The following is a 12,531-nucleotide window of genomic DNA, read 5'->3' as shown; positions in this document are numbered from 1 at the left end:
TCAGTATAAAAAGCCCGTAAGGGAAAGTTCGACGTTCCATTCCTTGAGATTCATGTAATTCTTATACTGGCCTAAGTGTTGGGAAAGAATGTCGTTTTGGCTGAGCCCGCCTTTTGTTTGAAAATGTCCGTCGCCGAAAAGTCGGTGTTCGTTGAGTTTTAAGAAGACAAGATAATTGCCGAAAATTCTTCCCGCCGATACGTTAAAATCGATTCCGAATCCGCCTACGTCTCCGATAAAATTGAGCGCTCTTTGATAATGGAAGTCCCTAAAGTGTCCAGACCAAAATACTCCCGAAAAAGAAGTCTCGAAAATCCATTCTGCGTTCGAATATCTGTATCCGAGTCCGAGAGGAAATTCGTAGGTCGAATAAGAAAGACTCAATCCTAATCCGATACGATTCAAAAAAACGGGGTTCGAGTCGAAGTATTGAAACACATCGTAGAGAACGTACTTCGTAAACGTATATTGAAAGCCGCCCGTTAGAAAAAGCCCCTTCCCTTCTTTGCGTGCATCCGGATCGGAATCGCCGAAGTATCTTCTAAAAATGAGGGATTGTCTGTCCTGTTTCATCGAAAGACGCCCTTTGCCGTCCGCAAAGTTGCGAGATCCGATGAAGGTGTAAGGCGTATCGTAGTATGAAAATTCGCGTGTGGAGATTTTTGTCCCTCGTTCGATCGTGGGGTCTCCTAAATAGAAATCTTCGTCCCTTCCTTCTCCCGAATTGACGTATCTTCCGGTCGTTTTGACGTTCAGATCCGCTTCCCATTTTTTCCATCGCAAGGTAAATCCGAGTCCGCCGTAATTAAAATCTCGCTCGTACGTGATTCGCGAGCCGCCGCGCAAGCCGGAAAGGTTGGCGTATTTCGTTCCTGTTTCAAAGATATTGTCTCCTCCGTTGCGTCCCGCAAGAATCGTAAACGAAGATTGACGAATGAGTTTTTTGAGGAAAGGCTCGTCTTCCGCGAACGGCTTTTCTTTTTCCTGCGGCGCCGGCGGCGGTCCGATTTCGATCGGGTTTGTGTTTTGCGCTTTGATTGAAGCGGTGGATAGGAGGAGAATTGCGACTAGAACGGATTGGATCGTTTTTTTGTTTTGATTCATAATGCTGTTTATTTATGAGCCGTATGGGATTCCGAGGGTGAAACGATTTCACCCCTTACGACCGCAAATGCGGATCAAGGCAGATTAGCCACCCTGCCCTACTCATGCAATTCCGTTTTTTAGCTTTCCGGACTTCATGGGACATAGTATTGATTTGACAGATCTCATATGTTCGGACGATTCTATCCGAAGAGTTCTTCCATGAGTTCCAAAACTCTAACAACCCAACAGATCTTAGATGATTACGAAATTTCTTCGGAAGATGAATTTTTATCGAAAGTAAAGGAATGGAAAATTCCTTCCTCGGGCAAAGGAAGATACGATCGGGAAACGATCGAAAAATATTTTCAAAAATCGAATCGGGACGTTTACGATTCGACGATCATCGCGGTTTCCAATCAAAAAGGCGGAGAAGGAAAAACGACCGTATCCGTTTGTCTTGCGGAAGCCTTATCCAAATCGGCGCCGGTTCTTCTCGTGGACTGGGACGCTCAGGCGAATATCACTCAGCTTTTTTTTGGGTCGGTGGAAAGATCCGTTTTTCATTCTCTCGGCTACAGAGGAGAAGAACCGGTTCCGGTTAAGGATCTTTTGGTCCAGCTCGCGCCGGGTTTGGACCTGCTTCCTTCTTCGATTCATCTTGCGAACTTTACGACTCCCTATGAAAGGGATGATTTCGAATTGCTGAAGGATGCGCTCAAGCCGGTGCGTTCGAGCTACAAATATATCATCATCGATTGCCCTCCGTCCCTGGGCCTGATTTTGGAGAACGCTTTGATCGCCGCGGACCACGTTTTGATTCCGATTCAAACTAGAGCGTTCAGCGTTCAGGGGCTGAAGGATCTTCACGCCACCATTCTTAAGATCAAGAAGAAGGCGAATCCTTCCCTCAATCTTTTGGGCGCCGTTTTGAATCAATACGAGGACGCTCGTGCGCTGGCGGGTCTTGCGGACGCGATCCGAAAGTATTTCGAGGTTTTTAGAACCGTGGTTTACAGGCGGGAGTCGATTCCGCAGGCGCAAGCGAAGAAAAAACTTCTGGGAGAATACGACGGCAAGGCGATGCAGATGTTTTCTTCCTTGGCGGATGAGGTGATGGAGAAAATTGCAAATGGCTAAACGTTCTGACTTTGCGGGTATGGATCTTCTTACCGCGTTCGGAGAAAAAGAATCGTCCAAGACCGAGATCGCTCTTTCCGATATTTCACCCAATCCGACGCAGCCGAGGGTTTTCGGGAGAGAGGACGTATCCGATTTGGTCGAGTCTATGAAGCGCCTCGGCCTGATCGAGCCGATCGTAGTCAAAAAACAGGGTAAGAAGTATCAGATTGTCGCGGGTGAAAGACGATACCAAGCCGCCAGAATTTTGAAGTGGAATACGATTCCTTCCATTGAAACTTCCGCCTCCGAAGAAAGATGTTTTGAAATGGCTCTTGCGGAAAACGAAAAACGTAAAAGCTTAAATCCTTGGGAAGTCGGTCGTGCGATTCAGTTTTTAAGAAAGGAAAAGCGTAAAACCGCAGATGAGGTCGCGAAAGTTCTAGGATTTACCGAAAGATACGTAAAGCAGCTCAGTTCCATCGCGAGGCTCGACCAAAAGTCCGTCGCCGATCTCCTTAAATCCGGAAAAGACGCTTCCGTAAAAAATCTGGAAGAGCTCTTAAAACAAAAAGAAGGCAGAGGGGGTGAAATGATTTCACCCCGAAAGTCGGCGCCGGCAAAAGTGGTTCTTCAGCTCGGCAAACTCGCCCCGCAGCAAAGGGAAAGGTTCCTGAAGGAACTATCTTCTCTCAAAAAGAAATACGGACTCAAGGATTAATTCGATTCTTTAATTTAATACGGAGAGAATATGAAACTCGCTATCATCGCCGGTCCTCACAGGAAGGTATCCCAGTCGGCAAAGGTCGCCGGATGGATCGGGAAACGTTTGGAAACGTTCGGTCATCAGGCATGGATTTTGGATTTGGGAAATCATAAACTTCCTGTTTGGGACGATTCTTTTTGGGACGGAGGAGAATACTGGGACGGGATTTGGAAGCCGATCGAAGCCGAACTGAAAAATGCGGACGCGCTCGTGTTCGTTTCCCCGGAGTACTCGGGAATGGCTTCCCCCGGTTTGAAGAATTTTATCCTCTATTGCAACTCGGCGGCGGTCGGCCATAAGCCGGTTTTGATTACGACCGTCTCCGCGAGTCGGGGCGGCGCTTACCCCGTGGCCGAGCTGAGAATGAGCAGCTACAAGAACACGAAGCTTTGTTACATCCCCGAACATATCATCGTGCGGGACGCGGAACACGTTTTAAACGGGCCGGATTCCGTGAGCAAAGAGGATTCTTATCTGCGGGATCGGATCGATTTCGCTCTTAAAATTCTCGTGAGTTATGGCGACGCTCTGAAGACGGTTCGCGACTCGGGTGTTACGGTTAAAAAAGAATTTGCGAACGGGATGTGACCCGTTCCGATTCTTTCGTCTTGTAGAAGTTTCTGTGTTTCAAACGTAGTATCATTCGAGATTCTTTAGCTTTAAGTGCGACTTCTGCAAACTTCCCCGTTTTCTTGGATCCGAAAGTCGACATTTTTTTGAAAAAAGATTTGTCGGAACAAGGATTGCGATCTTTTTACGGGATGATCTTGCATGCGGGTTCGATAGTGACATTAAAATCCGTTCTAAGATTCGGAAGTCTTGTGAAACTTCCGAAAATCTTTTGATAGAATCCGAAGTCCTTTAAAACGAAGAGGCAAGGCTAAAACGACGGAAGAATTCTACGTCGATTGCCGGAATATAAATCGTTTGTAGGCTTACTAAGAAGTCATGTTTTCAGGAAGTCCGTCAGTGATATGCCTGTGAAACCGGGAAATCCCGTTAATTGGCCGGAGTTCCGTCCGCTTTCCGGGAAATTCCGTAACTTACGACCCGATCCAGCGACTTCGTTACGAGCAGCCAAGTTCCAAGAGGTAAGGCGACATTGGCAAAGCCGGTGATTGCGATCGCGACCCAAGAGAAACCTTCCCCCCAAGCGAACGGACTCCACGCGTGCATCAGATGGATGAGGATCGGATGCAGCAAAAAGATTCCCATACTATTCTTCCCGACAAAGGAGAAAACGGAAATCAAAGTTTTATGTCCCTTCCGTTTCTGAACGTTTTCAGCCCAAAAGAAAAGAAAAAGGAACATCGCCAAAGGATAAAAGAGCAGGTGATTGGAGGAATCGAACTTCCAAAAAATTCCCGCGAGAAAGACGACAGTCAGATAAATCGAAATTCCGACCCAAAGAAGTTTCCGCAGAGAGTAGGGGAGGGGAGAACCGGGTTCCTGCGAAAAATTCAGAAATTCTCCGGGGGCTTTGAACCACTCTCCGGCTAACAAGCCGAAGGTGAAAAAAAACAAAAACCCGCCGAACAGGATCGGCTCGATCGTTTTTAGCCAGGGGTTTTCGGAAAAACGAAACGCGTGGTTGGCCGCAAAGTTCAAAAGGAGGGACGCGAATAGGAGGATCAAGGCCGCTTTTTTCGAGTTATACTTTGCGCGGATCGCGTTCATTGCCGGAAAGATCAGATAAAAGGAAATCAAAAGCGGGACAAAGTAATACGGAGCGCACCAGGTTCCCAAAAGAATGCCGTATAAGTATTCTCTTATGTCCGGAAACGTTCCGAGTTTTATGTAAGCGGCCAAAAGACTTACGAGAAAATAGGGAACGAGCAATGAAAGGATCTTGGGTTTCCAGTAGTCTCTAAAGTTGGCGGGTTTTAAAAAAATTCCGGAAGAAAGGATAAAGGCCGGAACTCCGAATCTCGATAGGTTCGAAAGAAACAAGGTCAAAACGGACGCGTTCCGATCGGGAGCAAAGTACTGATAATACGAATTCACGTGGATGAACACGATTCCCGTGATCGCAAGGCCGCGGATAAAGTCCACGGACTCGCTTCTTCCTCCGCCGGAACCGTTTTTCGGAGGATCGGAAAGCAGAATTTGAGAAGGCCGGTTCGATAGAATGCAGATAAAAAAGAGAATACAAAGCCCGAAGAGATCGATAAAAAGTGAAAGATTCGAAGTCATAAAAGAGTGTACTTTTCCGGGGGAGTAGAATTAATATTCATCTGTCAATATGCGATTTATCGGTAAAGAAGCAAATATTTTAGGTCGGTTTAAAAAATGAATAAGGTGCAGATCCCTGCCGGCGGCATCATCTTTCGGGAAGGGGAATCGAATAACGCGATGTATGTGATTCTCTCCGGTCAGGTAGAGGTTTTCTTTACGAGGAAGAATATCGTCCAGCGTCTCGCGGTGATGAAAAAAGGGGATTTTTTCGGCGAGATGGCTTTGTTTCGCGCGATGCCGAGAACTGCGACCGCAAAAGCGATTTTGGATTGTCAGCTCGCCGTGATCGAAAGCAAACAACAACTTGAGAAATTTCTAATCAACAATCCGGACTTCGCCGCCAAGATGGTGAGAATTCTAGCCGATCGTTTGGCGAACACGAACGCGATCCTCATTTCCAAACTGGAAGAATATTCGGGCGAATACGAGTACAAGGTTCCGGAAGAATAAACGCACGGATCGACGGTTCGATTTGTGCCGTTGGGCCGACTCCGTCGAAAACCGATCGCGCGGTATATGCAAAAAATCGTATATCACTTGGACTACTTTAGGCTCGTCGACTTTATAAGTCCGGGGAGAAAACGAGGAACTTGTCCTTTCCGGTTTTTTTCGCTTTGTAAAGGGCGGCGTCCGCGTTCTTGAACAATTCGTTCGTATCTTTTCCGTCCTCCGAAAATCTGCAGATTCCTCCGGAAACCGTCACGGCCAAACCGTACTGGCTCATCGAAGCTTCGAGGAGATAATTTCGAAACCGATTGGCCGCAACGAGTGCGTTCTCTTTCGGAGTTTCGGGCAAGATCACGGCGAACTCTTCCCCGCCGATTCGGCAACAAATGTCTTCCTGACGGAACGAATACAACATCGTTCCGGCGATCAATCTGAGAATATCGTCTCCGAATCCGTGTCCGTACGTATCGTTGATGATTTTGAAGTTGTCCACGTCGAAGATCAAAAGGCAAAAATCCCTTTGGTGTCTCGCGCTTCGATTGATTTCTTTGTTGAGAATTATGTTGAAATATCTTCGATTGTAAATTCCGCTCGTTTCGTCGATGACCGTATTGAGGATGATCTCTTCGAAGGAATAGAGTTCCACGATCTTCGGATTTTCGATGATTCTTTTTTTGCTGAAGATGTAATCTAACATCGATACGACGAAGTTTACGCTTCTCCCCAAAGAGGAACTCATGTTCTCTCCGTGGTTGTAGATTTCTTCCCAGAGTTCTCTTGCGTCGTTCTCTTGAATTTCAAGGTGGGATATGATTCTGAAAAAATCGGAATAAAAAAAGGGATTGTTATCGGAAAGTTCGGCGATTCTCGTTTTGAATTCCTTCAAACCGGATTCGTGATCGTGAAGCAGGGATATGACCTTGGTCTTCAGATCCGGTCCGATATTGCGGATGCTCTTGAGCTGTTCGCTCATCCGAATCAATTCGAGCCTCGCAAGACCCGCCGTGTTTTCGGAACCGTCGAGATGTTTCTCCGCTTCCAAAAGTTCGCTTTCGCTGAGCTTTGAAACTCTTTCGTAGAGTTCCACCAAACCGCGAAGTCTGGTAATTTCGTCTTGCTGGTTCAGGTCCATAACCTTACCGCCTTCTTTTTCGCACGAGCCTTCCCGAATCGAAGAGGCTTCTTTTACAAACTTTTGGTTCGAAGGTTTTTTCGGTAAACTAAATAAACGAGCTCTTTCTTGAAATTAGTGTTTGAAGCAAGTTATAATCATACACTAAGTTGTTCCGTATGAAAAATGTAATCATCACGGGTGCAAGTTCCGGAATCGGAAAAGAATTGGCGAAGCTCTACGCGAAGGCCGGAGCGAATGTGGCTCTTACGGCAAGAAGAAAGGATTCTCTCAAAAAGATTGCGGAAGAACTGAAAGCTTCCGGAGCCAAAGGGAAGATTGTCTTTGCGGCCTTGGACGTTTCCGATTACGATCAGAATTTTAAAGTGATTCCTAAGCTTGCAAAGGACTTGGGCGGTTTGGATTTGATCGTGTTAAACGCGGGCATTTCCACTTCTTCTTCCTTTGGAGGAAGAAGTTTCGAAGCGGACAAACAAGTGATCGAGACCAATCTGATCGGTGCGATGGCCGGCGTGGAAGCGGCTCTTCCCCTCTTTCAAAAACAGAAGTCCGGTCAGATTGCCGCGATCTCTTCCGTCGCTTCTTTTAGAGGTTTACCGGGTTCCGCGAGTTATTCTTCTTCCAAGGCCGGTCTTTCCACGTATATGGAAGGTTTAAGAGGGGAAGTAAAACGTTTCGGCGTTACCGTGACCGTGATTCATCCGGGATTTATCGATACTCCGATCAACAATCAGATGAAGTCTCGTCCGTTTGTCGTCCCGGTGGAACAAGGCGCACAAAAAATTTATAAAAGAATTGAAAACAAAGTTTTATCGGCTACAGTTCCTTGGTTCCCATGGGCGTTCGTGGGATATCTTATGAAACGGATTCCCGAATTTTTATGGTCGAAGATCAGTCCGAAATAAATCATCCTTTGGAAAGAAGAAGTCCGCAAAACGGAACTCCCATTCGTGTTTTGTTCGTTTGCCTCGGAAACATCTGCCGTTCTCCCGCGGCGGAAGGCGCTTTTTTGGATTTGGTTCAAAAAAGAAATTTAGAATCCTCTTTCGTCGTGGATTCCTGCGGTACGTCACGCTATCATATCGGAGAACTTCCCGATCCGAGAGCAAGACAGGCCGCGCGCAAAAAGGGAATCGAACTTTTTCACAAGGCGAGACAATTCCGCAAAGAGGATTTCCGTGAATTCGATTACATTCTTACGATGGATAAGTCGAATCAAAAGGACGTTCTTTATCTCGCATCCTCGGACGAGGAACGCAAGAAGGTGCAGCTCTTCCGATTCTTCCAAAAAGATTCCAAAAAGGATCTGGAAGTTCCCGATCCGTATTACGGAACCTTGAAGGATTTTGACGAAGTGCAAAATATCGTTTCCGATACCGCAGAAGACTTTCTGGAATTTCTCCTCTCTAGAAAACTGGATTTAAAAGCCTAATCCGGGAGGAAGATTCTCACACATGAGTGAATCCAGGAAAAAGAAAGTAGTCATCATCGGCGCGGGGTTCGGCGGTCTTCAGGCCGTTAAAAAACTCTCTCAAAACGAAAATCTCGACATCACGGTCATCGATAAAAAAAATCACCATCTCTTTCAACCCCTACTCTATCAAGTTGCGACCGCGGTTTTGAGCCCGGCCGACATCGCGATTCCGACGCGTTCCCTCGTGGGCGAAAGCGAGAACGTCACGGTGGTTTTGGGCGAGGCGACCAAAATCGACACGGCGACAAAAACGGTCTATTATCAAAACACTTCCACAAATTATGATTATCTAATATTGTCGGCGGGAGCTAAATCCAGTTTTTTCGGGAACGATCATTGGGAAAAACACACGATCGGTCTGAAAAATCTCAAGGACGCGTTGAAGATTCGCCACAAACTTCTGATCTCCTTCGAAAAGGCGGAACTTTCCGGGGACCCGGAAGTCGTAAAATCTCTGTTAAACTATGTGATCATCGGGGGAGGCCCGACCGGCGTGGAACTTGCGGGTTCCATAGCGGAACTTTCCCACCAAATCATTCGGGACGAATTCCATATGATCGACCCGGCTTTGTCTAAGATCACTTTGATCGAAGCTTCTCCGAGACTTCTTATGACCTTTGACCCTGCTTTGGGCGAATTCGCAAAACACCGTCTCGAAAGAAGGGGAGTGGAGGTTTTGACCGGAACCAGAGTCGTCGACATCAACGAACACGGGGTTCAACTGGAAGGAAAGACGATTCCGACGGAAACGGTTATCTGGGCCGCCGGGGTTCAGGCGAATTCGATCGCCGCCACGTTAGGCGCAACCTTGGATCGGGGAGGAAGGGTGATGGTCGACGAGTTCTGCAACATCGAAGGTCATCCCGAAGTATTCGTCATCGGGGATATCGCGAATTATTCGAAAGGTCTCGAACGTCCGTTGCCCGGAGTTTCTCCGGTTGCGATGCAACAAGGCCGTTACGTCGCGGCTCTCATACAAGGCGATCTCAAAAACAAAAAACGCAAACCATTTCGTTACGTCGATAAGGGTTCGATGGCGACCATCGGAAGAACGGACGCCATCGCCCAGATCGGTGCGATCAAGATGAAAGGGTTTTTCGGTTGGCTTGCGTGGTTGTTCGTGCATTTGTTCTATCAAGTCGGCTTTAAAAACAAGGTGACGATTCTGATCACTTGGGTTTGGTCTTACATCGCGTTCCGCGCGGAAGCGCGTGTGATCCAGGACGAGATCAGCGCGGATAAGAATTCGGTTTAATTCTCCGTAAATCGACATGCGTTTGTAACTGCTTAAAACGGAACAAACGCGTGCATTCCGACATAAAAAAATTCTTGAATACTCCCCTCTTGCAAGAAGAATGATCCGAAATGAATCCGGCGTTTTGGACAGGAAAGACGATTGTCGTCACCGGAGGTTCTTCCGGAATCGGAGAAGCCGTTCTCGCTTCTCTTTCAAAAATCCGCTGCAATCTTATCAATCTATCCAGAACGCAGCCCGAGTTGTTAAAACGAAAAGACGACATCGCGGCCGATCTGATTCATATCCCCACGGACTTGAGTTCCGAAAAGGAAATCGACAAGGCCGTTAAGAAAATCTCCAAAGACTATCGCGGGATCGATGTTTTATTCGCCAACGCGGGCGTTACGACTCATTCGCGTTTTGACGGAACGAGAATCGAAACCTTCCGCAAAACGTTCGATATCAATTTCTTCGGTCCTTTGTATCTCATCCAAAGATTATTGCCCCAGATCAAGTTGGTCAAGGGTTCCGTGATCGCTACGTCGACCGTCAGCGGCTTATACGGAATTCCGGGAAGAAGCGCGTATTCTTCCTCCAAGTCCGCGTTACACGCCGCTTTGGAAGCCGCGAGAATCGAACTCTCCGAAGAAGGATTGTCGTTTATCATTTTTTGTCCTCCTTATACGAGAACAAAGCTCCGCGCATCCGGTTTGGACGGAGACGGAAATCCATTGAACGAAGGTCAATTCCAAGGGAAGAAGGTCAAATCCCCCGAAGAAGTCGCGGACAAGATGCTCGTCGCGGTGGAAGATCCGGAGTCGCGACTCGTTATCATGGATAGTTCCGGATTCTTCTTAAAATGGCTGCGCAATATCGCACCCGCGTTTTTAGAAAGAACTCTATTCAAAAAACTTTATAAAGATTTTCACTAGAAGGAAAGCATGGAAACGAGAAGCATTGTCAAAGAATTTCAGTTCGACTATCCTCTGATGAGAGTTTGGAACGCGGTTACGGTAAACGAAGAATTGATCCATTGGCTTGCCGATAAGGTGACCGGTCGTCCGAAAGAAGGCGCGAACTTTGCGTGGACTTGGAGACTCGGAATGGAAGGCGATCTCACGACCAACGGTATTTATAAAAAGATCGTTCCTTTAAAAGAATTGATACTGCTTTGGCAGGATCATCCCGCGGGAAATATCGAGTTGAAGTTGGAATTCCAATCCTTAGGAGAGAATTCCTCCAAGTTAGTCGTTACCAATTCGGGTTATCCCGTAGGCGATAAATACGACGTTTGGATCGAAGCCGCTTCCGAAGGCTGGGAAGAAGAAGGCAAACATTTGAGAGACTATCTAAAAAAATCTTGAACGGGTAAGGCCTCTAAAAAAGATGGTAAAAGGAACCTGTAGGAACGGTGATTTTACCTGTGGAACTACCCGAATTAGAGACATACTTTCAAACGCTCACAGACCTCACCGATACCATCGCCGTAGTCAATTCTCCGTACGAATCGGACTTCGAGCAGGACATCGGTCAGTTAGAGCAGTATTTTGCGGACGTCGCTTCCAGACCTTGGGAAGCTTCCGAAAGAGATTACTTCAATCTCTTTTCCAGTCACTTTACCTTTCACGTAAAGATCGTGGAAGAAATCATTCACGAAGCAAGACGCGTTTTGATTCCCGAAAGAAGAATCTACGTCAAACGTCTTGTCGCTTATCATAAGCACGCTGAGGAATGGTTTGCGGAATTGCAAAAGAAACGCAAACAGTTCTCTCAGAAAGACATGGTAACTGCCTGATTTCATTTGACAGCTACCCGCTTCTCAAAGAATCTGAGCCGGTGACTTTGCCGGCTCTTCTTTTATCGACTTATCTCTTAGGGAGAATCCCTTGAAGTCAAAATCCTTTCTCTGGTATCCGATTCTTCTTTTTGCCGCCATCTTCCTGTTCGATAAACTTTTCTTTTTGGACAAGGTTCGCGATTACGTGAAACAGGAATTCACGTATATCTACTACGACGTGAAAAAGGAACTTCTTCAAGAGATCGTTTCCAAATACGGAAGCGAGGGCGAATTTTCCAAAAGCCCCGAAAAAAAGAAAAAGCTCATGATCCTCATGGGTTCTTCTCGAATGCTTTACTTTCAAAATTCGGATCTTCAGGCGTTTTATCCCGATTGGGACATCTACAATCTTTCTTCCGCGGTCACGACTCCCGCGTATTATCTTTATTTTCTGGAAGGTCTTGCAAACGGCGGGGTGAATCCCGATCTGATCGTGATCGAAAGCGATCCGTTTCAATTCAACAAGAACAGCACTACATTCAAAAAATCGAATTTAGCCAACAGCTTCGATCCGATTTTTATCCTGAAATACGCGTGGACGCTCGGTAAGGAAAACGTGAACTACTATTTCGCGAATTACCTTTTCGGAGTGAGTTACAACAAGCCGTATATCGGAAACGTGATTAAACGTCTGAAAAACGAGAACTTCGAAATCGGAGAAATGCTCAAGTCGATGACGATCGCGACTCTGAAAACCGATAAGGGAAATTCCATTTCTCCTGCGGGTGCGTATGTCGAAAAGGATTTCGGAAAAATTCAGGAATCGGCTCGTAAAACGGTGGGATGGATTTATCCTTCGTACGCTCCTTCCGAAATGCAATATTCGTTCTATGAGAAAATTCTAAACTTACTCTCCGAAAGGAAATGGAATGCGATGTTCGTGAAACCGGGAACTTCTCCGCCGATGGAAAAGGTTCTGAACGAACTGAATATTCCCGAGCCGTGGTTCACGATCGTAAAGCCGATGCACGAAAAAGCGGGAATTCCTCTCGTCGATATGAGCAAAGATTCTTTTTATTCCTGCAACACGTATGCGGACAGCGGCCATATCTCCTTGGATTGCTACCGTCCCTTTATCCGATTCATTCTGCTTCACTACTATCTCGACAAGAAGTAAATTTCACGAAGCCCTTGCGTAAGGTTTCGGAATTTCTTGACTTTTGGATTCTACCCTTTAACGTTTGCGGGAAGTTTTCAAACT

14 protein-coding genes are annotated in these 12,531 nt (G+C 46.6%); 11 read left to right on the top strand and 3 right to left on the bottom strand.

The features are described from left to right. On the bottom strand, positions 1–1,104 hold the full coding sequence (locus tag LFX25_RS18190) for a putative porin (RefSeq protein ID WP_238731692.1): 1,104 nt from the start codon (positions 1,102–1,104) through the stop codon (positions 1–3). A 201-nt stretch (positions 1,105–1,305) separates the two neighbouring features. Here LFX25_RS18190 and LFX25_RS18185 point away from each other — a divergent pair, with 201 nt between their 5' ends. The 3 genes from LFX25_RS18185 to LFX25_RS18175 are packed head-to-tail and all read left to right on the top strand — an operon-like array spanning position 1,306 to position 3,556. Next, positions 1,306–2,223, top strand: a complete 918-nt coding sequence (locus tag LFX25_RS18185; RefSeq protein ID WP_238731691.1) for a ParA family protein — start codon at positions 1,306–1,308, stop codon at positions 2,221–2,223. Further along, complete coding sequence (locus LFX25_RS18180) at positions 2,216–2,923, top strand: ParB/RepB/Spo0J family partition protein (RefSeq protein ID WP_238731690.1); 708 nt, start codon at positions 2,216–2,218, stop codon at positions 2,921–2,923. The genes LFX25_RS18185 and LFX25_RS18180 overlap by 8 nt, the downstream gene beginning before the upstream one ends. Before the next feature lie 30 nt (positions 2,924–2,953). After that, positions 2,954–3,556, top strand: a complete 603-nt coding sequence (locus LFX25_RS18175) for an NADPH-dependent FMN reductase (protein WP_238731689.1) — start codon at positions 2,954–2,956, stop codon at positions 3,554–3,556. A gap of 411 nt (positions 3,557–3,967) precedes the next feature. On the opposite strand, the gene LFX25_RS18170 is transcribed toward LFX25_RS18175, so the two are convergent. Further along, complete coding sequence (locus LFX25_RS18170) at positions 3,968–5,161, bottom strand: acyltransferase (protein ID WP_238731688.1); 1,194 nt, start codon at positions 5,159–5,161, stop codon at positions 3,968–3,970. A 96-nt stretch (positions 5,162–5,257) separates the two neighbouring features. On the opposite strand from LFX25_RS18170, the gene LFX25_RS18165 reads away from it, so the two are divergent. Then, on the top strand, positions 5,258–5,653 hold the full coding sequence (locus tag LFX25_RS18165; protein WP_238731687.1) for a cyclic nucleotide-binding domain-containing protein: 396 nt from the start codon (positions 5,258–5,260) through the stop codon (positions 5,651–5,653). A 112-nt stretch (positions 5,654–5,765) separates the two neighbouring features. Here the strand turns inward: LFX25_RS18165 and LFX25_RS18160 are convergent, their stop codons facing one another. Then, positions 5,766–6,782 carry a GGDEF domain-containing protein gene (locus tag LFX25_RS18160; RefSeq protein ID WP_238731686.1) on the bottom strand — a complete coding sequence of 339 codons (1,017 nt, stop codon included), beginning with the start codon at positions 6,780–6,782 and terminating at the stop codon, positions 5,766–5,768. 158 nt (positions 6,783–6,940) lie between these two features. On the opposite strand from LFX25_RS18160, the gene LFX25_RS18155 reads away from it, so the two are divergent. From LFX25_RS18155 to LFX25_RS18125, 7 genes are all read left to right on the top strand, one after another. Beyond that, positions 6,941–7,687 carry an SDR family oxidoreductase gene (locus tag LFX25_RS18155; protein ID WP_238731685.1) on the top strand — a complete coding sequence of 249 codons (747 nt, stop codon included), beginning with the start codon at positions 6,941–6,943 and terminating at the stop codon, positions 7,685–7,687. After that, entirely contained in the window at positions 7,663–8,214 is a 552-nt protein-coding gene (locus LFX25_RS18150) for a low molecular weight protein-tyrosine-phosphatase (RefSeq protein ID WP_238731684.1), read from the top strand. The genes LFX25_RS18155 and LFX25_RS18150 overlap by 25 nt, the downstream gene beginning before the upstream one ends. Positions 8,215–8,236: 22 nt before the next feature. Continuing rightward, positions 8,237–9,511, top strand: a complete 1,275-nt coding sequence (locus tag LFX25_RS18145) for an NAD(P)/FAD-dependent oxidoreductase (RefSeq protein WP_238731683.1) — start codon at positions 8,237–8,239, stop codon at positions 9,509–9,511. A gap of 110 nt (positions 9,512–9,621) precedes the next feature. Next, positions 9,622–10,425, top strand: coding sequence for an SDR family NAD(P)-dependent oxidoreductase (locus LFX25_RS18140; RefSeq protein ID WP_238731682.1), 804 nt, complete (start codon positions 9,622–9,624; stop codon positions 10,423–10,425). Positions 10,426–10,434: 9 nt separating this feature from the next. Beyond that, positions 10,435–10,857, top strand: coding sequence for an SRPBCC family protein (locus LFX25_RS18135; protein WP_238731681.1), 423 nt, complete (start codon positions 10,435–10,437; stop codon positions 10,855–10,857). 59 nt (positions 10,858–10,916) lie between these two features. Then, the gene (locus LFX25_RS18130; RefSeq protein ID WP_238731680.1) at positions 10,917–11,288 is read left to right on the top strand and encodes a hypothetical protein; all 372 of its coding nucleotides are present in this window, start codon (positions 10,917–10,919) and stop codon (positions 11,286–11,288) included. Between the two features lie 91 nt (positions 11,289–11,379). Then, complete coding sequence (locus LFX25_RS18125; protein WP_238731679.1) at positions 11,380–12,447, top strand: DUF1574 domain-containing protein; 1,068 nt, start codon at positions 11,380–11,382, stop codon at positions 12,445–12,447. The last annotated feature ends 84 nt before the right edge of the window (positions 12,448–12,531 follow it).

This window comes from Leptospira sanjuanensis (assembly GCF_022267325.1).
Lineage (GTDB): Bacteria > Spirochaetota > Leptospiria > Leptospirales > Leptospiraceae > Leptospira > Leptospira sanjuanensis.
Note: the sequence above shows the minus strand (reverse complement) of the source record. Positions and strands in the feature narration are given on the sequence as shown.

Coding starts and splice junctions, on each gene's coding strand:
- LFX25_RS18190 (WP_238731692.1), bottom strand. CDS start 1,104: ATGAATCAAAACAAAAAAACGATCCAATCCGTTCTAGTCGCAATTCTC.
- LFX25_RS18180 (WP_238731690.1), top strand. CDS start 2,216: ATGGCTAAACGTTCTGACTTTGCGGGTATGGATCTTCTTACCGCGTTC.
- LFX25_RS18140 (WP_238731682.1), top strand. CDS start 9,622: ATGAATCCGGCGTTTTGGACAGGAAAGACGATTGTCGTCACCGGAGGT.
- LFX25_RS18165 (WP_238731687.1), top strand. CDS start 5,258: ATGAATAAGGTGCAGATCCCTGCCGGCGGCATCATCTTTCGGGAAGGG.
- LFX25_RS18145 (WP_238731683.1), top strand. CDS start 8,237: ATGAGTGAATCCAGGAAAAAGAAAGTAGTCATCATCGGCGCGGGGTTC.
- LFX25_RS18135 (WP_238731681.1), top strand. CDS start 10,435: ATGGAAACGAGAAGCATTGTCAAAGAATTTCAGTTCGACTATCCTCTG.
- LFX25_RS18150 (WP_238731684.1), top strand. CDS start 7,663: ATGGTCGAAGATCAGTCCGAAATAAATCATCCTTTGGAAAGAAGAAGT.
- LFX25_RS18170 (WP_238731688.1), bottom strand. CDS start 5,161: ATGACTTCGAATCTTTCACTTTTTATCGATCTCTTCGGGCTTTGTATT.
- LFX25_RS18185 (WP_238731691.1), top strand. CDS start 1,306: ATGAGTTCCAAAACTCTAACAACCCAACAGATCTTAGATGATTACGAA.
- LFX25_RS18160 (WP_238731686.1), bottom strand. CDS start 6,782: ATGGACCTGAACCAGCAAGACGAAATTACCAGACTTCGCGGTTTGGTG.
- LFX25_RS18155 (WP_238731685.1), top strand. CDS start 6,941: ATGAAAAATGTAATCATCACGGGTGCAAGTTCCGGAATCGGAAAAGAA.
- LFX25_RS18175 (WP_238731689.1), top strand. CDS start 2,954: ATGAAACTCGCTATCATCGCCGGTCCTCACAGGAAGGTATCCCAGTCG.